Source organism: Streptomyces sp. NPDC047130, from assembly GCF_040643475.1.
Classification (GTDB): domain Bacteria; phylum Actinomycetota; class Actinomycetes; order Streptomycetales; family Streptomycetaceae; genus Streptomyces.
In genome coordinates this window covers 110,252-130,230 of the sequence record NZ_JBEYUK010000015.1, presented here as the reverse complement: position 1 = coordinate 130,230, position 19,979 = coordinate 110,252, and the positions used below count along the sequence as shown (strand labels likewise).

At 72.6% G+C, this 19,979-nt stretch carries 18 protein-coding genes; 13 read left to right on the top strand and 5 right to left on the bottom strand.

All coding sequences use genetic code 11. From position 1 onward, the window contains the following. Positions 1-116: 116 nt before the first annotated feature. Positions 117-563 (bottom strand): hypothetical protein, encoded by a 447-nt coding sequence (locus ABZ836_RS19510; RefSeq protein WP_356130990.1) that lies wholly within the window; start codon positions 561-563, stop codon positions 117-119. Further along, the gene (locus ABZ836_RS19505; protein ID WP_361143760.1) at positions 554-1,072 is read right to left on the bottom strand and encodes an ATP-binding protein; all 519 of its coding nucleotides are present in this window, start codon (positions 1,070-1,072) and stop codon (positions 554-556) included. The genes ABZ836_RS19510 and ABZ836_RS19505 overlap by 10 nt, the downstream gene beginning before the upstream one ends. A gap of 297 nt (positions 1,073-1,369) precedes the next feature. Between ABZ836_RS19505 and ABZ836_RS19500 the strand changes: the two genes are divergently transcribed. The 5 genes from ABZ836_RS19500 to ABZ836_RS19480 all read left to right on the top strand — a co-directional run bounded on the left by ABZ836_RS19500 (position 1,370) and on the right by ABZ836_RS19480 (position 4,975). Then, complete coding sequence (locus ABZ836_RS19500) at positions 1,370-2,233, top strand: helix-turn-helix transcriptional regulator (RefSeq protein ID WP_361143758.1); 864 nt, start codon at positions 1,370-1,372, stop codon at positions 2,231-2,233. Continuing rightward, a complete protein-coding gene (locus ABZ836_RS19495) occupies positions 2,230-2,466 on the top strand; it encodes a DUF397 domain-containing protein (protein ID WP_361143755.1) in 237 nt (78 codons plus the stop codon). The genes ABZ836_RS19500 and ABZ836_RS19495 overlap by 4 nt, the downstream gene beginning before the upstream one ends. A 139-nt stretch (positions 2,467-2,605) precedes the next feature. Next, a complete protein-coding gene (locus ABZ836_RS19490) occupies positions 2,606-3,421 on the top strand; it encodes an SAM-dependent methyltransferase (RefSeq protein ID WP_356130997.1) in 816 nt (271 codons plus the stop codon). 44 nt (positions 3,422-3,465) lie between these two features. Next, complete coding sequence (locus tag ABZ836_RS19485; protein WP_361143752.1) at positions 3,466-4,122, top strand: uridine kinase; 657 nt, start codon at positions 3,466-3,468, stop codon at positions 4,120-4,122. 7 nt (positions 4,123-4,129) lie between these two features. Further along, positions 4,130-4,975: a methyltransferase gene (locus ABZ836_RS19480; protein WP_361143749.1), complete on the top strand. Its 846-nt coding sequence runs from the start codon at positions 4,130-4,132 to the stop codon at positions 4,973-4,975. A gap of 244 nt (positions 4,976-5,219) precedes the next feature. On the opposite strand, the gene ABZ836_RS19475 is transcribed toward ABZ836_RS19480, so the two are convergent. Both ABZ836_RS19475 and ABZ836_RS19470 read right to left on the bottom strand, forming a co-directional pair. Further along, a complete protein-coding gene (locus ABZ836_RS19475) occupies positions 5,220-5,759 on the bottom strand; it encodes a methylated-DNA--[protein]-cysteine S-methyltransferase (RefSeq protein ID WP_361143746.1) in 540 nt (179 codons plus the stop codon). Positions 5,760-5,842: 83 nt separating this feature from the next. After that, positions 5,843-6,715, bottom strand: a complete 873-nt coding sequence (locus tag ABZ836_RS19470) for a glycerophosphodiester phosphodiesterase family protein (RefSeq protein WP_361143743.1) — start codon at positions 6,713-6,715, stop codon at positions 5,843-5,845. Positions 6,716-6,996: 281 nt separating this feature from the next. Between ABZ836_RS19470 and ABZ836_RS19465 the strand changes: the two genes are divergently transcribed. The 7 genes from ABZ836_RS19465 to aroQ all read left to right on the top strand — a co-directional run bounded on the left by ABZ836_RS19465 (position 6,997) and on the right by aroQ (position 16,087). Continuing rightward, positions 6,997-7,884, top strand: a complete 888-nt coding sequence (locus ABZ836_RS19465; RefSeq protein ID WP_361143741.1) for an MHYT domain-containing protein — start codon at positions 6,997-6,999, stop codon at positions 7,882-7,884. 104 nt (positions 7,885-7,988) lie between these two features. Continuing rightward, positions 7,989-10,124 carry an excinuclease ABC subunit UvrB gene (gene uvrB / locus ABZ836_RS19460; RefSeq protein ID WP_356131008.1) on the top strand — a complete coding sequence of 712 codons (2,136 nt, stop codon included), beginning with the start codon at positions 7,989-7,991 and terminating at the stop codon, positions 10,122-10,124. Positions 10,125-10,276: 152 nt separating this feature from the next. Then, positions 10,277-10,855: a TerD family protein gene (locus ABZ836_RS19455; protein ID WP_361143738.1), complete on the top strand. Its 579-nt coding sequence runs from the start codon at positions 10,277-10,279 to the stop codon at positions 10,853-10,855. Positions 10,856-10,912: 57 nt separating this feature from the next. Next, a complete protein-coding gene (locus tag ABZ836_RS19450; protein WP_361143735.1) occupies positions 10,913-13,159 on the top strand; it encodes a TerD family protein in 2,247 nt (748 codons plus the stop codon). A 221-nt stretch (positions 13,160-13,380) separates the two neighbouring features. Next, positions 13,381-14,358, top strand: coding sequence for a TerC family protein (locus tag ABZ836_RS19445; protein ID WP_356131014.1), 978 nt, complete (start codon positions 13,381-13,383; stop codon positions 14,356-14,358). Between the two features lie 84 nt (positions 14,359-14,442). Continuing rightward, a complete protein-coding gene (locus ABZ836_RS19440; RefSeq protein WP_356131015.1) occupies positions 14,443-15,552 on the top strand; it encodes an ionic transporter y4hA in 1,110 nt (369 codons plus the stop codon). Positions 15,553-15,613: 61 nt separating this feature from the next. Then, the gene (aroQ, locus tag ABZ836_RS19435) at positions 15,614-16,087 is read left to right on the top strand and encodes a type II 3-dehydroquinate dehydratase (protein WP_361143730.1); all 474 of its coding nucleotides are present in this window, start codon (positions 15,614-15,616) and stop codon (positions 16,085-16,087) included. A 2-nt stretch (positions 16,088-16,089) separates the two neighbouring features. On the opposite strand, the gene ABZ836_RS19430 is transcribed toward aroQ, so the two are convergent. Then, positions 16,090-16,746 carry an MBL fold metallo-hydrolase gene (locus ABZ836_RS19430; protein ID WP_356131019.1) on the bottom strand — a complete coding sequence of 219 codons (657 nt, stop codon included), beginning with the start codon at positions 16,744-16,746 and terminating at the stop codon, positions 16,090-16,092. A 238-nt stretch (positions 16,747-16,984) separates the two neighbouring features. On the opposite strand from ABZ836_RS19430, the gene uvrA reads away from it, so the two are divergent. After that, positions 16,985-19,897: an excinuclease ABC subunit UvrA gene (uvrA, locus tag ABZ836_RS19425; RefSeq protein ID WP_356131021.1), complete on the top strand. Its 2,913-nt coding sequence runs from the start codon at positions 16,985-16,987 to the stop codon at positions 19,895-19,897. Positions 19,898-19,979 lie beyond the last annotated feature (82 nt).

The following is a 19,979-nucleotide window of genomic DNA, read 5'->3' as shown; positions in this document are numbered from 1 at the left end:
CGGCGCCTGCCCGACACCGGCACCGGCACCGGCCCCGGCCGCGGCACCGGCCCCGCGGTCAGGTCCGAGGCCGGACCCGAGGCTGCGCGGGAGACGAGGTGACGGGCCCCGCGCTCTCAGGCGCTGACCGCGACCGACCAGCTCGGCGCCGCGCCCGTCACCTGGCACAGCGCCAGGTACAGCGGGATGGGCGGGGTGTACGGCACGGTGTCCTCGGGGGTGTGGATCAGCTCCGGCACGCTGCGGGGCACCTCGGGAAGCACCGCCCCGGGCACGTACCGGGCCGGCTCCGGCCACTCCATGGCGTAGTCGGAGTCGGCCGGCACGATCCACCACCACTGTGTGTCGTCGGCGTACACACAGCCCACTCGGGGGAGGTGGGGGAGGACCAGGGAGGCCGACTCGGCCGGGACCACGACGGCGTCGCAGCCCAGCGGCAGGCTCATGCGTTCGGGCACGGCGAGACGCCGGGCCTGAGCCGGTTCGCCGGTTCGGCGGGTCATGCGTACCAGTGTGTCCATGGTCATGCTCCGGCCTCCGGCGAATCCCGTGCTCACACCCATTCGGCCCCCGTCCCCGTGCCGCCCGCCCGGGGGCGGGGGACACGGCTGTCGCTCTCGCCGTCGCCGTCGGCGTCCTCCTCCGGCCCGGGCGGCGCCCCCCAGCCGAGGTCGAGATGGGGCACCTCGGCCCACACCAGCAGCCCGGCGTCCTGCCGCCACGCGCCCCACGCCCGGCACAACGCGTCCACCAGCAGCAGTCCCCGCCCGTGCTCGCGCTCCAGGTCGGGGGCGCGCACCTGGATCTCCTCGGCCGCGCACCCCTCGTCGCACACCGTGACGCGCAGCGCCCCGGGAACCGCCCGTACCTCGCAGACCACGCTCCGGCCTCCCGTGTGGATCACCGCGTTGGTGACCAGTTCCGAGATCACCAGCAGCGTGCTGTCGTAGGTGTCGTCCGCGACCCGCCAGCCGGTCAGCCCGGCACGCACGAGTCGGCGCGCCCGGGACGGGGCGGAGGGGTGGGCGGGAAGGTGGAAACGCAACCTCCGCCCGGCGGTGGAGCCGGCCACCGGGGACGGCGTTCCCTCGGCGGGGGCGGCACTTAAGGGCGCGGGCGGAATCACGCATGCCACTATCGCGGTGACAAGAACACTTGGCAAGGGTCACTCTGAAAATTGCAGAGTGCCTGGAGACTCTCTGGGGCGGCCATGGCACACTGCTGTTCGATGCCGCGGGGGGAGTGCCCAACGTTCCCAACAGCGGGTTCTCGAGAATGTGTTGGTCCGACCCCGTGGGACAGAGCCGCGGGAAAGCAGGGGATCATGTGCCGGCCGGACCGGTGGCACCGCCCCCTCAGGAGGAGCGGGATGAGTGAGCCGAGGTCCGCGCCCACCGTCGGGCAGGTGGTGCTCGGTCGGCGCCTGCTCGACCTGCGCGAGCGCGCCGGGATGAAGCGGGAGGAGGCGGCCCGCGTCCTCCACGTCGCCCCCGCCACGGTGCGTCGGATGGAGACCGCCGAGGTCGCGCTGAAGATCCCCTACGTGCAGATGCTGCTCAAGGCGTACGGGGTCGACGACGACGAGGCGGAGGCCTTCGTCCGGCTGGCCGAGGACGCCAACAAGCCCGGCTGGTGGCAGCGTTACCACGACATCCTGCCCGGTTGGTTCTCCCTCTACGTGAGCCTGGAGGGCGCCGCCTCCCTGATCCGCGGCTACGAGCCGCACTTCGTGCCCGGCCTGCTGCAGACCGCGGACTACGCGCGGGGCGTGCTGATGGCCGGCGCCACCGGCCGCGAGGACCCCGAGCAGACCGAGCGGCTGGTGGCCCTGCGGATGCGCCGCCAGGAGCTGCTCACCAAGTCCGACGCCCCCCGGTTCTGGGTGGTGATGGACGAGACGGCGCTGCGCCGCCCGGTCGGCGGGCCCGAGGTGATGCGCGCCCAGATCGACCGGCTGCTGGAGGCCGCCGATCTCCCCCATGTGACGTTGCAGGTCGCCGAGTTCTCGGCCGGCCCGCACGCCGGGACGTACGGCCCCTTCGTGCTGTTCCGGTTCGCCGTGCCGGAGCTTCCGGACATGGTCTACAGCGAGTACCTGACCGGGGCCGTCTACCTGGACGCGCGCGCCGAGGTGGCGGCCCACCTGGAGGTCATGGACCGCATGGCGGCTGCCGCCGCCACCGCGCAACGCACGAAGGAGATCCTCCGGGATCTCCGCGAGGAGTACGCATGACACGCATCTACAACGGGATGCCGGCCGGCCTGCTGGGCAGCGAGGGCTGGCGCAAGCCGTGGAGCGGTCCCAACGGAGGCAACTGCCTGGAGGCGATGAAGCTGGCCGACGGCCGGGTCGCGGTCCGCCAGTCCACCGACCCGGACGGGCCGGCGCTGATCTACACCTCCGCCGAGATGACCGCCTTCATCGAGGGCGCTAAGGCGGGTGAGGCCGACTTCCTCCTGTCCTGAGGGCCCATGAGCCGTCACGACGCCGCTGCCGGGCGGCCGTTGACGCGCGAGGTCCACGCTGTGCGCACAACTTGCTTATTCTGCTGCTGATTTGATTCTGCTGTTGTTGACGCTTGCCCAACCGATGATGGAGTTGACGATGTCCGGACAGGGACCCGGCGGCGAGGCCGTACGGATCGACACCACCAGGCCGCACCCCGCGCGGATGTACGACTGGTTCCTCGGCGGCAAGGACAACTACCCCGTGGACGAGGCCATGGGGCGGCAGATGCTGGCCGTCGAACCCACCATCCCGGTGATGGCGAAGATCAACCGTGCGTTCATGCAGCGCTCCGCCCGCTGGCTCGCCCAGCAGGGCGTCCGCCAGTACCTGGACATCGGCACCGGCATCCCGACCGAGCCCAACCTGCACCAGATCGCCCAGGGCATCGCACCGGAGTCCCGCGTCGTCTACTGCGACAACGACCCGATCGTCCTCGCCCACGCCGAGGCCCTGCTGCGCGGCACCCCCGAGGGCGCCATCGACTACGTGCAGGCCGACGCGCGCGAGACCGACCTCATCCTGGAGCGCGCCGGGAAGGTTTTGGACCTCGGCCGCCCGACCGTGGTCTCGCTGATCTCCGTGCTGCACTTCGTCAAGGACGAGGACGGCGCGTACGAACTGGTGGACCGGCTGATGGACGCGCTCGCCCCGGGCAGCTACCTGGTGATCTCGCACCTCACGGCCGACTTCCACCCGGACGCCGCCGCCAAGGTCGACGAGATGTACCGGAACAACGCCCTGAACCTGGCCCCGCGGACCCGCGACCAGTTCGCCCGCTTCTTCCAGGGCCTGGAGATCGTCGAGCCCGGCATCGTGGCCGCCGAGGCGTGGCACCCCGAGCTCGGTGAGCCGGTGCCGGGGCAGGACGACATCGTCAGCGGCGGCTACGTCGCCGTGGCCCGCAAGGCCTGACCGCTCCGGGCGGGGGCCCGCCGGGCCCCCGCTACGGTGGGGGAGTGCGACTCGAAGCGATCACCTGGGAACGCCTCGCCGACCGCCTCGCGGACCGACTCCTCGACCTGGAACCCGCCGACGGATCGCCCTGGCCGCGGGTCGCCCTAGACGGCGCCCCCGCCGCCCGGCCCGGCGACCTCGCCGCCCTGGTCGCCGAGGCCCTGCGCCCCCGCGGCCGTGCCGCCCTGGTGGTCGGCACGGACGGCTTCCTGCGCCCCGCCTCGCTGCGCTACGAGTACGGCCGCCAGGACGTGGACACCTACTACGACGGCTGGTTCGACACCGGCGCCCTCTGGCGCGAGGTCTTCGGCCCGCTGTACCCCGGCGAGGACGGGCGCGTCCTGCCCGACCTGTGGAACCCGGCCACCGACCGGGCCACCCGCACCCCCGCCGTCGCCCTGCCGCCCGGCTCCCCGCTCCTGCTGCACGGGCCGTTCCTGCTGAGGCAAGGGTTCCCCTTCGACCTCACCGTCCACCTCTCGCTCTCCGCCGGCGCCCTCCGCCGCCGCACGGCCGAGGAGGAGCGGTGGACCCTGCCCGCCTTCGAACGCTACGACCGGGAGGCGGAGCCCGCCGTCACCGCGGACGTCCTGGTGCGCGCCGACGACCCACGCCACCCGGCGTGGAACGGCATGTCCCCACCGGGCAAACTGGGATGATTCCGGCATGACGACACTCGACGGCTACCAGATCGACGACCGGATGGACGACCGGACCGACCCCGGTCAGGCCCCACAGCCCCAGGGCGGCCCGCGGCGGGAGGCGCTCGGCGCCCGCCGCCGCGCGGTGGCCGCCCTCTTCGACCCCGTCACCTGCCGGCACCTGGAGGAACTGGGCGTCGGGCCCGGCTGGCGCTGCTGGGAGATCGGCGCGGGAGGCGCCACCGTGGCCGCCTGGCTGGCCAAGAAGGCCGGCCCGACGGGGAAGGTCGTCCTCACCGACACCGACGTCTCCTGGGCGGAGGCCGCCACCAGGCCGGTGGAGACCCGGGTCCACCGGCTGGGCCGCGACGAGCCGCCGGGCGAGGGCTTCGACCTGGTGCACGCCCGGCTGGCCCTGGTCGGCGCGCCGGACCGGGAACGCGCGCTGCGGACCATGATCCGCGCGCTGCGGCCGGGCGGGCGGCTGCTGGTGGAGGACGCCGACCTGGAGCTCCAGCCGCTGCTGTGCCCCGAGGAGTCCGGCCCCGAACAGCAGCTCGCCAACCGGCTGCGGCTCGGGCTGCGCAGGCTCCTCGCCGAGCACGGCGTGGACCTCGCCTACGGGCGCCGCCTGCCCGGGCTGCTGCGGGAGGCGGGGCTGCGGCGGGTCGAGGCCGACGTGTACTTCCCGCTCGCCTCCGAGGCGTGCGGGGAACTGGAGGTGGCCACGGTCGGGCAGCACCGGGAGGCGTTGGTGGCGGCGGGGGTCGCGACGGCGGAGGAGATCGACCGCCACCTGGCCCATGTCGCCACCGGCACCATGGACCTCGCCGCCACCCCCCTCGTCTCCACCCGCGCCCGCCGCCCCTGACCTTCCCGCCGCGCCCGGTCCCGCTCTCCGCGGGCCGGCCGCGCGGCCACCCTGCCCCCACCCCGCGGGCGATCGCGCCGCTGGGGCGCTGGGGCGATCGTGCCGCTGGGCCGCTGGGCCGCTGGGCTGGGGGAGGGTGGGCGTAGGCACTCACGCACGCCCGCTGCGGCTCGCCCCGCCATGGCGCCCCTCGGTCCCGGGAGCCGGCGGAGGGGCCGTGCGGGCGGCGTGCGGCGGTGGCGGGTCAGAAGAGGGGTTCGGGGAGGACGCCCTCGAGGGCGAGGAGGCGGCGCTTGGTCTCCAGGCCCCCCGAGAACCCGCCCACCCCGCCGTCGCTCTCGACCACCCGATGGCACGGGACGACCACCGGCAGCGGATTCGCCCCCATCGCCGTCCCCACCGCCTGCGCCCCGCCGGGCCGTCCGACCCGCCGGGCCAGCTCCCCGTACCCCACCACCGAGCCGTACGGCACCGACGCCGCCAGCTCCCGCAGCACCCGCCCGTTGAACCCCTCCGAGCCCCCCGGCAGCAGGGACCAGTCCAGCGGCAGCGAGAACGACCGCAGCTCGCCGGCGAGATACCCGGTGAGCTGGGATATCGCCTCCGCCAGCACCGGCGACCCGGCGTCCCGCTCCGGCCGCGCGCCCAGCCGGCCCGCGGCCCGGTCGAGGAACCTGGCGCACACCTCCGGCCGGGCGTGGAACACCACCCCCGCGAGCCCTCGGGGCGTGGCGAGGAGAAGCAGCGGCCCGATCGGCCCGTCGACGAGCTCCCAGCTGTCCATGCGCCCACCGTACGACCCGCCACCGACAACGAGGGCCGGCGTCCACCAAAGGCGCCCGGGACCGGCCCGCCCCCGCGGACCGGTCAGAAGACCGACAGTGCCCGCCGCACCACGTCCGGCCGGTTGGTGATCAGGCAGTCGACCCCGTAGCCCGCCGCGAGCAGCGTGTCGACCGGGCGGTCCACCGTCCACGCGCACACCTCCAGGGGCCGCCCGTGCGGCCCGCGGAGGCTCTGCACGGCCGCGACGTAACCCACCGTGAGCTTCAGGTGCTGCGGGTTGATCTGGTCGGCGAACCGCGCGTACTCCCGCAGCTGCGCCACGGAGGGCGAACCCAGCACCGCCGTGCGGACGGCCGGCCGCAGCCGGTGCACCGTCCGCACGGTCGGCGCGTCGAAGCTCTGGACGACCAGCCGCTCCAGGTGTCGCCGGTCCAGCCACCCGGAGCGGCCCAGCTCGTTCAGCACCTGCCGGGCGATGCCCGGGTAGAGCCGGGGGTTCTTGATCTCCAGCAGCAGGCTCTGCCGGTTGCGGTCCACCCGGGCCAGGTACTGCCGCAGCGTCGGCACCCGTGCCCCCCGGAACCTGCTGCCGAACCAGCCCCCCGCGTCCAGCCGCGCGATCTCCGCCGCCGTGAAGTCGCGCACCCGCCACGGCGCGCGGCCGGGGAAGACCCGCTCCACGTCGGTGGTGCGCGCCAGCCCGGCGTCGTGCAGGACCACCAGGACGCCGTCCTTCGTGCGCTGGACGTCGTTCTCCACCCAGGTGAAGCCCAGGCGGTGGGCCCGGTCGACGGCGAGCAGCGTATTCTCGGGCGCCAGGGCCGAGGCGCCCCGATGGGCGACGACCGAGGGCCTGCCGGTCTCCTGGTCGGCGCGGGCGCCGGAGACGGGAAGCAACAGGGCGGCGAGGCCCAGGAGCGCCGAGGCGGTCGCGGCGACTGCGCGGGCGTGCATGCGTTCTCCTCGCGTCGGCTGTCACGGACGGTTCCAGAGTGACAGCAGTGCGTGCACGGCGGAGGGATGCCGGAATGCGCGTGGATTGACGTGGAGTGCCCAAGTCCGCTCGTCGCTGCCCCACAAGTGGGTCGACGATGTGATTCTTTGACGCAGAATCGTTGGTCCCATCAGGTGAGAGTCATACTCTCCCCACCGGTACCGGGCCGCTTCGGCGGGTACCGGGCACGACGGACGCGACGCACCGACACGGACGACATGGGGCGGAAGGGAAGCCGCGCATGCAGGGCACGGTCGACGGATTCAGCCACGGGCTGATCACTCCGGTGGCGGCTTTTGTGATGGCCTGCCTCGGTGGCGCGCTCGGACTGCGCTGCACCACCCGGGCACTGCTGGTCGGCCGCCGCCGTGCCGCCTGGCTGGCGCTGGGCTCCGCGGCCATAGGCTCCGGGATCTGGACGATGCACTTCATCGCCATGTCCGGGTTCTCCGTCGCCGAGACCCCGGTCAACTACGACCTGCCGACCACCTTCGCCAGCCTGGCGGTGGCGGTGGTGATGGTCGGCATCGGCACCTTCCTGGTGGGCTACTGGAACGCCACCGGCGCGGCCCTGTTCACCGGGGGCACCCTGACCGGGCTGGGCATCGCCTCCATGCACTACCTGGGCATGGCCGGAATGAGGTTCAACGGCGAGCTGCGCTACGACACCGTCACGGTGGCCCTGTCGGTCCTCATCGGGGTCGTCGCCGCCACCACCGCCCTGTGGGCGGCGAGTCAGGTGCGCGGCCTGCTCTGGAGCGTGGGCGCCAGCCTGGTGATGGGCCTCGCGGTCACCGGCATGCACTACACCGGGATGGCCGCCGCCAGCGTCCACCTGCACGGCGACGTCGCGGCGGTCCCGCCGGGCGACGCGGCGGAGACGCTGCTCGGCCCCATGCTGGCCGGTCCGCTGGCCTTCCTGCTGCTGGCCGGTGTCGTGGTGATGTTCGACCCGCAGATGGTGATGAGCCACCCCGCCCCGAAGCTGGACCCCGAGGACCCGTACGCCCCGATGCCCCGGAGCGCGCCCGCCGCCCGCCCCGGCCGGCACCCGGCGGCCCGCGGCGCCCGACGGGGCGCCCCCGCCGGAACCCGGCACGAGGAACGCAGCGCCGCCCGGCACGGCTGACCGCGCGCCTGCGGCCGGCGTCCGCTCCCCGCGCCTGCGGCCCGTGCCCGTGCCCGCGGCCGCTGCCCGCGCCCGTTGTCGGTGGCGGGTCGTACCGTGGAGGCATGCGGCCCGTTTCCCACATCGAACGCACGGTGGCGCCCTTCGAGGTCGTCAGTCCCTACCAGCCGAGCGGTGACCAGCCCGCCGCGATCGCCGAGCTGTCCCGGCGCATCAAGGCCGGTGAGAAGGACGTCGTGCTGCTCGGCGCGACCGGCACCGGCAAGTCCGCCACCACCGCCTGGATGATCGAGCAGCTCCAGCGGCCGACGCTGGTGATGGCGCCCAACAAGACCCTCGCCGCCCAGCTGGCGAACGAGTTCCGCGAGCTGCTGCCGAACAACGCCGTCGAGTACTTCGTCTCGTACTACGACTACTACCAGCCCGAGGCGTACGTCCCGCAGTCGGACACCTACATCGAGAAGGACTCCTCGATCAACGAGGAGGTCGAGCGGCTGCGCCACTCGGCGACCAACTCCCTGCTGACCCGCCGCGACGTGGTCGTGGTCGCCTCCGTCTCCTGCATCTACGGCCTGGGCACGCCCCAGGAGTACGTGGACCGGATGGTGCCCCTGAAGGTCGGCGAGGAGATCGACCGGGACGAGCTGCTGCGCCGCTTCGTGGACATCCAGTACACCCGCAACGACGTGGCGTTCACCCGCGGCACCTTCCGGGTGCGCGGCGACACCATCGAGATCTTCCCGGTGTACGAGGAGCTCGCCGTCCGCATCGAGATGTTCGGCGACGAGATCGAGACGCTGACCACCCTCCACCCGCTCACCGGCGAGATCATCAGCGACGAGCGGCAGCTCTACGTCTTCCCCGCCTCGCACTACGTCGCCGGTCCCGAGCGGCTGGAGCGGTCGGTGCGCGACATCGAGGCGGAGCTGGAGCAGCGCCTCGCCGAGCTGGAGAAGCAGGGCAAGCTCCTGGAGGCCCAGCGGCTGCGGATGCGCACCACCTACGACCTCGAGATGCTCCGCCAGATCGGCACCTGCTCCGGCGTGGAGAACTACTCGATGCACTTCGACGGCCGCAGCCCGGGCACGCCGCCGAACACGCTGCTGGACTACTTCCCGGAGGACTTCCTCCTGGTCATCGACGAGTCCCACGTCACGGTCCCGCAGATCGGCGCCATGTTCGAGGGCGACGCCTCCCGCAAGCGCACGCTGGTCGACCACGGCTTCCGGCTGCCGTCCGCGCTGGACAACCGGCCGCTGAAGTGGGAGGAGTTCCAGGAGCGGACCGGGCAGACGGTCTACCTGTCGGCCACGCCGGGCGCCTACGAGCTCTCCCGGTCGGACGGGCAGGTCGAGCAGATCATCCGCCCGACCGGCCTGGTCGACCCGGAGGTCGTGGTCAAGCCCACCGAGGGCCAGATCGACGACCTGGTCCACGAGATCCGCGAGCGCGTCGAACGCGACGAGCGGGTGCTGGTCACCACCCTCACCAAGAAGATGGCCGAGGACCTCACCGACTACTTTCTGGAACTCGGCATCCAGGTCCGCTACCTGCACAGCGACGTGGACACCCTGCGCCGCATCGAGCTGCTGCGCGAGCTGCGCGCGGGCGAGTACGACGTGCTGGTCGGCATCAACCTGCTCCGTGAGGGCCTCGACCTGCCCGAGGTGTCCCTGGTGGCCATCCTGGACGCCGACAAGGAGGGCTTCCTGCGCTCCGGCACCTCGCTGATCCAGACCATCGGCCGCGCGGCGCGCAACGTCTCCGGCCAGGTGCACATGTACGCCGACAAGATCACCCCGGCGATGGCCAAGGCCATCGACGAGACCAACCGGCGCCGGGAGAAGCAGATCGCCTACAACAAGGCGAACGGCGTCGACCCGCAGCCGCTGCGCAAGAAGATCAACGACATCGTGTCGCAGATCGCCCGCGAGGAGATCGACACCGAGCAGCTCCTCGGCACCGGTTACCGGCAGTCCGGCGGCAAGGCCGCCGGCACGGCCCCGGTCCCGGGCAAGCCCGCGAGGGCGGCGAAGAAGGGCAAGGGCGCCAAGGCCGGAGCGGACGGCGCGGTCACGGACCGCCCGGCGGCCGAGCTGGCGCAGCAGATCGAGGAGATGACCCAGCGGATGCGGGCCGCCGCGGCCGACCTCCAGTTCGAGGTCGCCGCCCGGCTGCGCGACGAGGTGTCCGAGATGAAGAAGGAGCTCCGGCAGATGAAGGAGGCCGGGGTGGCCTGAGGGCGGACGGGCCGGACCGCTGTGTTGCAGGACCGACACAAAACCCGCAAGGGCGGGCGCCGTGGTGGCGCCCGCCCATAGGGTCGTAGCGCCTGCGGGGGGCCGCGGGTGAGGGGATCAACGGGGACTCATGTCCCGAGAGGGGACCGCGCGTGACCGTCAACATGACCAAGGGCCAGGCGATCAGTCTGCAGAAGGACGACGGCGGCAGTCTCACCGCGGTCCGCATGGGGCTGGGCTGGCAGTCCGCCCCGCGCCGCGGTCTGTTCGGCCGCCGCGTCCGGGAGATCGACCTGGACGCCTCCGCCCTGCTGTTCGCCGGGGGGCAGCTGCGGGACGTGGTGTTCTTCCGCCACCTCGTCAGCGACGACGGCTCGGTGCGGCACACCGGTGACAACCTGGTCGGCGGCGCGGGCACCGGAGGGGACGACGAGGCCATCCTGGTCGACCTCCAGCGCGTCCCGGTGCACGTGGACCAGATCGTGTTCACGGTGAACTCCTTCACCGGGCAGACCTTCGAGGAGGTCGCCAACGCCTTCTGCCGCCTGGTCGACGAGACCAACGGCCGCGAGCTCGCCCGCTACACGCTCGCCGGCGGCGGCGCGTACACCGCGCAGATCATGGCCAAGGTCCACCGCAGCGGCCAGGGCTGGAACATGACCGCGATCGGCGCGCCGTCCAACGGCCGCACCTTCCAGGACCTGCTGCCGGACATCGCACGGCAGCTCTGACCCAGGCGGCGGCCCCGGCGGGCGTCCGGGGCGGGCACACGAAAGGGAAACACCGCGATGACGGCCGAGCTGGTGCGGGGCCAGAACCATCCGCTCACCGAGCCCCGACCGGAGGTCCGCGTGTCGGCCGGCCGCCCGGTCACCGTGGGCGCGGTCCTGACCGACGAACAGGGCCGCCTCTCCGGGGTCGAGGGCGTCGTCCTGCCCGGAGGACCCGCCGGGCCGCCCGGGGTGGGCCTGCCGCATCCGGGCGACGACGGTGGACACCGGGTGGCCGTGGACCTCGCCGCGCTGCCGGAGACGGTCCACCGGGTCGGGATCCTGCTGGCGCTGCCCGCCGGGCAGCGCTTCGGGGGCGGGCCGGCTCCGGTCACCGTGGTGGCCGGCGGCGCCTCGGGGTCGCCGCTGGTCAGCTACACGATCACCGGGCTGGACAGCGAGTGCGCGGTCGTCGCGCTGGAGCTGTACCGGAGGCAGGGCGGCTGGAAGGTCCGCGCGGTGGGCCAGGGGTACGCCGCGGGGCTGGAGGCCCTGCTGGCCGACCACGGTCTGACCGCCGCCGACGCCCGGCGCCTCGCCGCACCGGCCGTCACGGACGGCGACTGGCTCCTGCCGTCCCCGGGCGCCCCCTCCGTCGTCGCCGCGGGCGGCCCGGGAGAGGCCGCCCCGGCGCCGGACGGGACCGTGGCCGCGTCCGGCGGCGTGCCCGCCGCCGGCCCGGCGGCCACCGGCAACGCCACACCGCCGCCGTACCCGGCGGGCGGCACCGGCACCGGTGTCCCGGCCGGTGCGGCGCACCTCGGCGACGGTGCGGGGGCGCGGACCGTGCCCTCCCCGGACCCCGGTCCGGCGCCCGCGGAGTCCCCCGCGGGCGCCGGTGACCGCGGGGTGGACTACCAGCACCCCGGCCGGGGCGGCACGGACGGCGCCGGTACGGCGGCCGCCGCGGGCGTGCACCCGCTTCCGGACCCCGCCGCCACGCCCCACGCGACGCCCGCCGGGCCCACCCCGCCCCTGCCGCCCACCGGGCCCGCGGCGCCCGCCTCGACCGCGGCGCCCGCCGGAACCGTGCCCGGAGCCCCGGACGCGCAGCCGCCCGCCACCCCCGGCGGCGGGCAGCGGGTCGACTACCGGCATCCGCGCCGCCAGGACGACCCGCCCGGCGGCCCCACGGCGCAGGACGTCCCGGTGGCGGGCGACGCCGCCGGATGGTCCATGGAGGAACGGCTCTACAACCAGGTCTGGGGCATGTTCGAGGACCTCGCCCGGGCCGTGGCCGCCCACCGCGGCGCCGTGGAGTTCGCCGACGAACGGCTCGACCAGGAGCTCGACGGGGTGCTGGGCGACTACCGCGTCCGGGCCGACGGTTCGGTCGACCGGGTCCGCCGGGAGGCCCGCGCCCGCCGCGAGGAGCTCGTGCAGCGCGCCCAGCAGGTCCTCGACCAGCAGCTCGGCCAGCTCAGGGCCGAGTCCGAGGTGGTCGAACCGGCGCTTCCCCCGGCGTACGCGCGCTGGGAGAGCCCGGTGTGGGCCGCCTACCGCGCTCCCGAGGAGCAGCCGCTGGCGCTGCGCCTGGGCGACCTCAGCCTCCCGGAGAGCGGTGACCTGCGCATACCCCTGCTGCTCAGGCTGCCGCTGGAGCGCGGCCTGTGGATCGACAGCGGCCAGGGCCGAGGCGCCGAGAGCCTCCTCGTCACCCCCGAGGAGCGGCACCGCCTCGCGCTGGACATGGCCGTCGCACTGGCCGCCCGGCTGCTGGCCGCGCACCCGCCCGGCGACTTCACGGTCCACGTCATCGACGCCGCCGGCGCGGGCGCCCGGTCGCTCTCCCCGCTCTCCCGCAGCGGCGTGCTCGCCGAACCCCCCGCCGTCGGCCCCGGCGGCGTCTCCGGGCTGCTCACCCGCCTCGCCGGACACGTCGACCTGGTGCAGATGGCCGTGCGGGCCGGAGCCGCCGAGTCGCTGCCGCCCGGCACGGACCTGTCGCAACGGCTGCTGATCGTCCACGACTTCCCGCACGCCTTCGACGACCGGGCCGTCACCGCCCTGCGCTACCTCGCCGACGAGGGACCGCGGGCCGGCGTCCACCTGCTGGTGGTGGCCGACCGGGAGGACGCGGCCGGGTTCGGCGCCCTCCTCGATCCGCTGTGGAGGTCGCTGCTGCGCCTCACCCCGGTGCCCGAGGACCACCTCGCCGACCCGTGGGTCTGTCACGCCTGGACCTACGAGCCGTCCCTGCCGCCCCGGGACGGCGCCACCCTGGAGCGGGTGCTGGACAGTGTGGCCGCCGCCCGTCGGCGGTGACTCCCCGTAGGCAAAGCGGTACCAAGGAAAGGTAAAGACGCCCTTTACCTTTCCTTGGCCGTTGGTGTACCTTCGGACGGACGGAGGGGAGTACTCCCTGTCTGCTGCGGCGTTCCCGTCAATACGGCTCGGGCCAGAAGTCCCGAGCCCGGGGCGTCGGCCCGTGGTCCAGGCCGCGGGTGGAAGAGACCTCCGGTTTCTCTCTGTGACCGGAGGTGTCTGTGGAAGTTTCCATGTCTCTGTGGGTTGCCACGGTGGCCGTACTGGCCATCTTCATCGGCGCCGACTTCTTCATCGGCCGCAAGCCGCATGACGTGTCGATCAAGGAGGCGGGCATATGGACCGCCGTCTGGATCGGCCTCGCGATCCTGTTCGGCCTCGGTCTGCTCGTCTTCGCCGGCGGTGCGCCCGCCGGTGAGTTCTTCGCGGGCTTCGTGACCGAGAAGTCGCTCAGCGTCGACAACCTGTTCGTCTTCGTCCTGATCATGGCGAAGTTCGCGGTTCCGTCGCAGTACCAGCAGCGGGTGCTGCTGATCGGTGTGCTGATCGCCCTGGTGCTGCGGGCCGTGTTCATCGCGGCCGGTGCCGCGATCATCAGCAGCTTCTCCTGGGTGTTCTACATCTTCGGCGCGTTCCTGATCTACACCGCCTGGAAGCTCATCCAGGAGGCGCGGGCCAAGGACGAGGAGGAGGAGTTCGAGGAGAACCGTCTCCTCAAGGCCGCGGAGCGCCGCTTCGGCGTGGCCGACCGCTACCACGGCACCAAGCTGTGGATCCGTGAGAACGGCAAGCGGGTCATGACGCCGATGATGGTCGTCATCCTGGCCATCGGCACCACCGACGTGCTGTTCGCGCTGGACTCGATCCCCGCGATCTTCGGCCTGACCCAGGACCCGTACATCGTCTTCACCGCCAACGCCTTCGCCCTGATGGGTCTGCGTCAGCTGTACTTCCTGATCGGCGGACTGCTCGAGAAGCTGGTCCACCTGTCGTACGGCCTGTCCGTGATCCTCGGCTTCATCGGCGTGAAGCTGGTGCTGCACGCGCTGCACGAGTCCGGGGTGCACGTCCCGGAGATCTCCATCCCGGTCTCCCTGGGCGTCATCTGCTCCGTCCTGGTGATCACCACGATCACCAGCCTGATGGCCAACCGGAAGAAGGCGAAGGCGGAGGTTTCGGCCGACACCACCGGCGCCTGAGCGCGGGTCCCGGCCGGCGGATGCCCCGCCGGCCGGGCCGTGGCTCACGGTGCGGACCTGACCAACGATTGAGAGGATCGGCGCATGAAATTCCTGTCTGCCCGCAAGCGACCCTCCGGGTCCACCTGGGCGACAGCCGCGCCGGTCCTCTCCGTCGTTCTGCTCATCCTCACCTGGGGGCGCTCGGTCCCGGGGGTGATGGTCGCGCTGATGACCCTGGCGCTGGCCGGCGCGGTGCTCGCCGCGGTCCACCACGCCGAGGTGATAGCCCACCGGGTGGGCGAGCCGTTCGGCTCGCTGATCCTCGCGATCGCCGTCACGGTCATCGAGGTCGGCCTGATCGTCATGCTGATGGCGGGAGGCGGTGAGCAGAGCGCCACCCTCGCCCGCGACACGGTCTTCGCGGCCGTGATGATCACCCTCAACGGCATCGTCGGCATCAGCCTGCTGGTCGCCTCGCTGCGGCACCGCACCGCCATCTTCAACTCCGAGGGCACCGGTGCCGCTCTCGCCACGGTGGCCACCCTGGCCACCCTCAGCCTGGTCCTGCCCAACTTCACCTCCAGCGCGCCCGGCCCGGAGTTCAGCGGCGCCCAGCTGGTGTTCGCCGCCGTCGCGGCGCTCGTGCTCTACGGCCTCTACGTCGCCACCCAGACGCGGCGGCACCGCGACTACTTCCTGCCGGTGGCCCGCGAGGGCGGCGTCCTCACCGAGGACGACCACGCCGACCGGCCCTCCGCGCGCACGGCGCTGATCAGCGTGGGCCTGCTGCTGATGGCCCTGATCGGCGTGGTCGGACTCGCCAAGGGCGTCTCGCCCACCATCGAGAGCGGGGTGGAGGCCGTCGGGATGCCGCACGCGGTGGTCGGTGTGGTCATCGCCCTGCTGGTGCTCGCGCCCGAGACCATCGCCGCGGTGCACGCCGCCCGCCGGGACCGGGTGCAGACCAGCCTCAATCTCGCCCTCGGCTCCGCCATGGCCAGCATCGGCCTGACCATCCCGGCCGTCGCCGTGGCGTCGATCTGGCTCAGCGGGCCGCTGCTCCTGGGGCTGGGCGCCACCCACATGGTGCTGCTCGCGCTGACCGTCCTGGTCGGCACCCTGACCATCGCCCCCGGACGGGCCACGCCGCTCCAGGCGGGCCTGCACCTGGCGATTCTCGCCGCGTATCTGGAACTGTCCGTCATCCCCTGAGCGGGCCGTGATAGACCCTTCGGAGCCGATCGCACCAGTCCGACGCACCGGAGGTCCGCCCATGCCCCGCACGCTCGCCGACGCCCCCGTCATGATCCTCAACGGGCCGAACCTGAACCTGCTCGGCCGGCGCCAGGTGGACGTGTACGGCACCGGCACCCTCGCCGACGTGGAGGCGATGTGCGCCGAGGCGGCGGCCGCCCACGGCGGCACCGTCGACCTGCGCCAGTCCAACCACGAGGGCGAACTCATCGACTGGATCCACGAGGCCCGGCAGAACCACTGCGGCATCGTGATCAACCCCGCCGCCTACTCGCACACCTCGGTCGGCATCCTCGACGCCCTCAACGCCTGTGACGGCCTGCCGGTGGTGGAGGTCCACATCTCCAACATCCACCGCCGCGAGGAGTTCCGGCACCACTCCTACGTCTCGCGGCGGGCGGACGGGGTGATCGCCGGCTGCGGACTGCAGGGCTACGTCTTCGCCGTCGAGCGCGTCGCCGCGCTGGTCGGGAAGGGCGTCGCGGAGGCCTGAGGTCACCAGCCGCGGGCGCGCCACTCCGGCAGGTGCGGGCGCTCGGCGCCGAGGGTGGTGTCGTCGCCGTGGCCCGGGTACACCCAGGTCTCGTCGGGCAGGACGTCGAACAGCTTGGTCTCGACGTCGTGGATCAGGCTGGCGAACGCCTCCGGGTCCTTGCGCGTGTTGCCCACGCCGCCCGGGAACAGGCAGTCGCCGGTGAAGACGTGCGGGTGGCCGTGCGGGTCGTCGTAGACCAGCGCGACGGAGCCGGGCGTGTGCCCCACCAGGTGCCGGACGACGAGCTCGACCCGCCCCACCCGGATCACGTCGCCGTCGTCGACCGGCACGTCGGTCGGGACCGGGATGCCCTCGGCGTCCTCCCGGCCGGCGTAGGTGCGCGCGCCGGTGGCGGCCACCACCTCGGCGAGCGCCTGCCAGTGGTCGGGGTGGCGGTGGGTGGTGACGACCGAGGCGATCGAGTCGTCGCCGATGCTGCCGAGCAGGGTCCGGGCGTCGGCGGCCGCGTCGATCAGCAGCTGCTCGTCCGTGGCCCGGCAGCGCAGCAGGTACGCGTTGTTGTCCATGGGGCCGACCGCGATCTTGGTGATCATCAGGTCCTGCAGCTCGTGCACATCGGCCGGGCCGCCGACCTTCACCGCTCCGGTGTACGTCATGTTCGCAGCCTATAGCGGCCCGCTCCGACACGTTCGGGTGAAGCGGGAAGGGATCCCCTCGGAATCGAATGCGCGTGCTATAAGCTCGGTAGCCCACACCGGGAACGCCGGAAGCGTCCGATTTGTTGTAGAGGGCGGAAACCGGTGAAGCCCCCGGTGTTGTCAGAGGCTCCCCCTACGCTGAAAAGGACGGGGGTCCCGCCCCTGTCCTCTCCCCCCAAGAAAGGTGCGGAACGGCGTGGCCGACCGTCTCATCGTCCGTGGCGCGCGCGAGCACAACCTGAAGAACGTCTCGCTCGACCTGCCGCGCGACTCGCTCATCGTCTTCTCGGGTCTGTCGGGTTCCGGCAAGTCCTCCCTGGCCTTCGACACGATCTTCGCCGAGGGCCAGCGGCGCTACGTGGAGTCGCTCTCCTCCTACGCCCGGCAGTTCCTGGGCCAGATGGACAAGCCGGACGTGGACTTCATCGAAGGCCTCTCCCCGGCGGTCTCCATCGACCAGAAGTCGACCTCGCGCAACCCGCGTTCCACGGTCGGCACCATCACCGAGGTCTACGACTACCTCCGGCTGCTGTTCGCGCGGATCGGCAAGCCGCACTGTCCCGAGTGCGGCCGCCCCATCTCCCGCCAGTCGCCCCAGGCCATCGTGGACAGGGTCCTCGAGCTCCCCGAGGGCAGCCGGTTCCAGGTGCTGTCCCCGCTGGTGCGCGAGCGCAAGGGCGAGTTCGTCGACCTCTTCGCCGACCTCCAGACCAAGGGCTACAGCCGCGCTCGGGTGGACGGCGAGACGGTCCAGCTCTCCGACCCGCCGAAGCTGAAGAAGCAGGAGAAGCACACCATCGAGGTGGTCGTCGACCGCCTCACGGTGAAGAGCTCCGCCAAGCGCCGCCTGACCGACTCGGTGGAGACGGCCCTCGGCCTCTCCGGCGGCATGGTCGTCCTCGACTTCGTCGACCTCCCGGCCGACGACCCCGAGCGCGAGCGGATGTTCTCGGAGCACCTGTACTGCCCGTACGACGACCTCTCCTTCGAGGAGCTGGAGCCGCGCTCCTTCTCCTTCAACTCGCCCTTCGGCGCCTGCCCCGACTGCTCCGGCATCGGCACGCGCATGGAGGTCGACCCCGAGCTGATCGTCCCGGACCCGGAGAAGACGCTCGAGGAGGGCGCCATCCACCCGTGGTCCGCGGGGCACGCCAAGGAGTACTTCGGCCGCCTGGTCGACGCGCTCGCCGACGCCCTGGGCTTCCGCACCGACATCCCCTTCGCCGGGCTGCCCGCCCGCGCGAAGAAGGCCCTGCTGCACGGCCACAAGACCCAGATCGACGTCCGCTACCGCAACCGGTACGGGCGCGAGCGCCGCTACACCACGCCGTTCGAGGGCGCCGTCCCGTTCGTCAAGCGCCGGCACGAGGACGCGGAGACGGACAACAGCCGCGAGCGCTTCGAGGGCTACATGCGCGAGGTGCCCTGCCCCACCTGCGAGGGCGCCCGCCTGAAGCCGATCGTCCTCGCGGTCACGGTCAGCGGGAAGTCCATCGCCGAGATCTCCTCCCTCTCGATCAGCGAGTGCGCCGAGTTCCTGGCCGCCCTCAAGCTGACCGGGCGGGAGAAGAAGATCGCCGAGCGGGTCCTCAAGGAGGTCAACGAGCGCCTGCGCTTCCTGGTCGACGTCGGCCTGGACTACCTCTCCCTCAACCGCGCCGCCGGCACGCTCTCCGGCGGCGAGGCCCAGCGCATCCGCCTCGCCACGCAGATCGGCTCCGGCCTGGTCGGCGTGCTCTACGTGCTCGACGAGCCGTCCATCGGCCTCCACCAGCGGGACAACCACCGCCTGATCGAGACCCTGGTCCGGCTCCGCGACATGGGCAACACCCTGATCGTGGTGGAGCACGACGAGGACACCATGAAGGCGGCCGACTGGATCGTCGACGTCGGCCCCGGCGCCGGCGAGCACGGCGGCACGGTGGTGCACAGCGGCTCCCTCGAGGAACTGCTGGCCAACGCCAAGTCCGAGACCGGCCAGTACCTCTCCGGCCGCAAGGCCATCCCGGTGCCGGACGTGCGCCGTCCGCTCGACCCCGCGCGGCAGCTGACCGTGCGCGGGGCCCGCGAGAACAACCTGAAGGACGTCGACGTCGCCTTCCCGCTGGGCGTCTTCACCGCCGTCACGGGCGTCTCCGGCTCCGGCAAGTCGACGCTGGTCAACGACATCCTCTACACCCACCTGGCGCGCGAGCTCAACGGCGCCCGCCGGGTGCCGGGCCGCCACACCCGGGTGGAGGGCGACGACCTGGTCGACAAGGTCGTGCACGTCGACCAGTCGCCCATCGGCCGCACCCCGCGGTCCAACCCGGCGACCTACACCGGCGTCTTCGACCACATCCGCAAGCTGTTCGCCGAGACCACCGAGGCGAAGGTCCGGGGCTACCTGCCCGGCCGCTTCTCCTTCAACGTCAAGGGCGGCCGCTGCGAGAACTGCTCCGGCGACGGCACGATCAAGATCGAGATGAACTTCCTCCCGGACGTGTACGTCCCGTGCGAGGTGTGCCACGGCGCCCGGTACAACCGGGAGACGCTCGAGGTGCACTACAAGGGGAAGAACATCGCCGAGGTCCTCAACATGCCGATCGACGAGGCGCTGGACTTCTTCGAGGCGATCCCCGGGATCTCCCGTCACCTGCGCACGCTCAACGAGGTCGGCCTCGGCTACGTCCGGCTCGGCCAGTCCGCCACCACGCTCTCCGGCGGCGAGGCGCAGCGCGTCAAGCTGGCCACGGAGCTGCAGCGGCGTTCCAACGGGCGGACGGTGTACGTGCTCGACGAGCCGACCACCGGTCTGCACTTCGAGGACATCAGCAAGCTGCTGAAGGTGCTCAACGGCCTGGTCGAGAAGGGCAACACGGTGATCGTCATCGAGCACAACCTCGATGTGATCAAGACCGCCGACTGGGTCGTCGACATGGGGCCCGAGGGCGGTTCCGGCGGCGGCACCGTGGTCGCCGAGGGCACGCCGGAGGAGGTGGCCGGGGTGCCGGCCAGCCACACCGGCAAGTTCCTCCGGGAGATCCTCGGGGACCGGGTCAGCGACGCGTCCCCGGCGGCCAAGCCGCGCAAGCGCGCCGCCTCCCGTGCCGCGTCCCGCAAGTCCTGAGGCGCCACTGCACGGCCCCGGCACCACCCCACGGCCCCCGTTCCCTGCGGAGCGGGGGCCGTTCGCCTGCCTGGCCGCCCTG

Excerpts from the sequence above, each read along its gene's own strand:
- ABZ836_RS19510 (WP_356130990.1), bottom strand. The coding sequence starts at position 563 with ATGGGTGTGAGCACGGGATTCGCCGGAGGCCGGAGCATGACCATGGAC.
- ABZ836_RS19500 (WP_361143758.1), top strand. The coding sequence starts at position 1,370 with ATGAGTGAGCCGAGGTCCGCGCCCACCGTCGGGCAGGTGGTGCTCGGT.
- ABZ836_RS19495 (WP_361143755.1), top strand. The coding sequence starts at position 2,230 with ATGACACGCATCTACAACGGGATGCCGGCCGGCCTGCTGGGCAGCGAG.
- ABZ836_RS19490 (WP_356130997.1), top strand. The coding sequence starts at position 2,606 with ATGTCCGGACAGGGACCCGGCGGCGAGGCCGTACGGATCGACACCACC.
- ABZ836_RS19480 (WP_361143749.1), top strand. The coding sequence starts at position 4,130 with ATGACGACACTCGACGGCTACCAGATCGACGACCGGATGGACGACCGG.
- ABZ836_RS19475 (WP_361143746.1), bottom strand. The coding sequence starts at position 5,759 with ATGGACAGCTGGGAGCTCGTCGACGGGCCGATCGGGCCGCTGCTTCTC.
- ABZ836_RS19470 (WP_361143743.1), bottom strand. The coding sequence starts at position 6,715 with ATGCACGCCCGCGCAGTCGCCGCGACCGCCTCGGCGCTCCTGGGCCTC.
- ABZ836_RS19465 (WP_361143741.1), top strand. The coding sequence starts at position 6,997 with ATGCAGGGCACGGTCGACGGATTCAGCCACGGGCTGATCACTCCGGTG.
- uvrB (WP_356131008.1), top strand. The coding sequence starts at position 7,989 with ATGCGGCCCGTTTCCCACATCGAACGCACGGTGGCGCCCTTCGAGGTC.
- ABZ836_RS19450 (WP_361143735.1), top strand. The coding sequence starts at position 10,913 with ATGACGGCCGAGCTGGTGCGGGGCCAGAACCATCCGCTCACCGAGCCC.
- ABZ836_RS19440 (WP_356131015.1), top strand. The coding sequence starts at position 14,443 with ATGAAATTCCTGTCTGCCCGCAAGCGACCCTCCGGGTCCACCTGGGCG.
- aroQ (WP_361143730.1), top strand. The coding sequence starts at position 15,614 with ATGCCCCGCACGCTCGCCGACGCCCCCGTCATGATCCTCAACGGGCCG.
- ABZ836_RS19430 (WP_356131019.1), bottom strand. The coding sequence starts at position 16,746 with ATGACGTACACCGGAGCGGTGAAGGTCGGCGGCCCGGCCGATGTGCAC.